Source organism: Kitasatospora putterlickiae (assembly GCF_039527695.1).
GTDB lineage: Bacteria > Actinomycetota > Actinomycetes > Streptomycetales > Streptomycetaceae > Kitasatospora > Kitasatospora putterlickiae.
Genome location: NZ_BAAAKJ010000053.1, coordinates 1 through 960 on the forward strand (window position 1 = coordinate 1; position 960 = coordinate 960).

The window sequence follows — 960 nt, forward strand, 5'->3', positions numbered from 1 at the left end:
CGCGTTCTGCGGGTCCTGCGCGATCACCGTGTCGAGGTCGGCGAGCGCGCGGTTGCCCTCCTCGGCGCGCATCCGTTCGGCGGCGTGCTGGAGCCGCCGGACGGTGCCCGCGAGCCGCCGCGCGACCGCGTCCCCGTCGGCCGCGCCGAGGTCTGATCCGCCGAGGTCTGATCCGCCGAGGTCGCGCGGAGGGTGGTCCTGGGGACCTGCGGTCATGACGCGTCCAGCCAGTGCCGCATCCGCTCCAGCAGCAGGGCGGTGTCCACGGGCTTGGTGACGTGGTCGTCGGCGCCGGCGGCGAGGCTCTTGGCCCGGTCGCCCGCCATGGCCTTGGCGGTGACGGCGACCACCGGCAACCGGGCGAAGCGCTCGTCCGCCCGGATGGCGGCGATGGTGGCGTAGCCGTCGAGACCGGGCATCATCACGTCCATCAGCACCAGGTCGGTCTCGGGGCGGTGGCGCAGCAGGTCGAGTCCGGCGCGGCCGTCGGCGGCGTGCAGGACGGTCAGGCCGTGCTGTTCGAGGGCGGCGGCGAGGGCGAAGACGTTGCGGATGTCGTCGTCGACGATCAGCACGGTGCGCCCGGCGAGCGGCTCCTCGACCCGGGCGCCGGGTTCGCCGGGGCCCGGCGCGGCGGGTGGCCGGCCACCCAGCAGGGCGATCAGCCGTTCGCGCAACTCGTCGAGCCCGGTGAGGAGTTCGAGGCGGTCGACGGCCACTCCGACGCCCGCCGCGGGGCCGCCGTCGTCGTGGTAGCCGAGCACCGGTGTGCTCTCGGGGAGGGCGGTGAGCAGCACGGGGGCGAGTTCGGCGGTGTGGGCGAGGTCGACGACGGCGCAGCGGTAGGGGCCCTCGGCGATGGCGGCGCGCAGCGCGGCCTCGTCGCCGGCGCTGCGGATGCCGGCCGGGGGGTCGTCGCCGTGGGCCTCGGCGGCGGTGTGGGCGAGGAGGGTGAGCAGG

At 76.2% G+C, this 960-nt stretch carries 2 protein-coding genes; both read right to left on the reverse strand.

Features of this window, described 5'->3' with window-relative positions; all coding sequences use genetic code 11:
• The coding region (locus ABD308_RS06170) for a hypothetical protein (protein ID WP_344328241.1) at positions 1 to 216 on the reverse strand (216 nt) is incomplete at its 3' end.
• Positions 213 to 960, reverse strand: a 748-nt coding sequence (locus tag ABD308_RS06175) for a response regulator (protein WP_344328243.1), incomplete at its 5' end; no start/stop codon positions are given. The genes ABD308_RS06175 and ABD308_RS06170, both read right to left, overlap by 4 nt.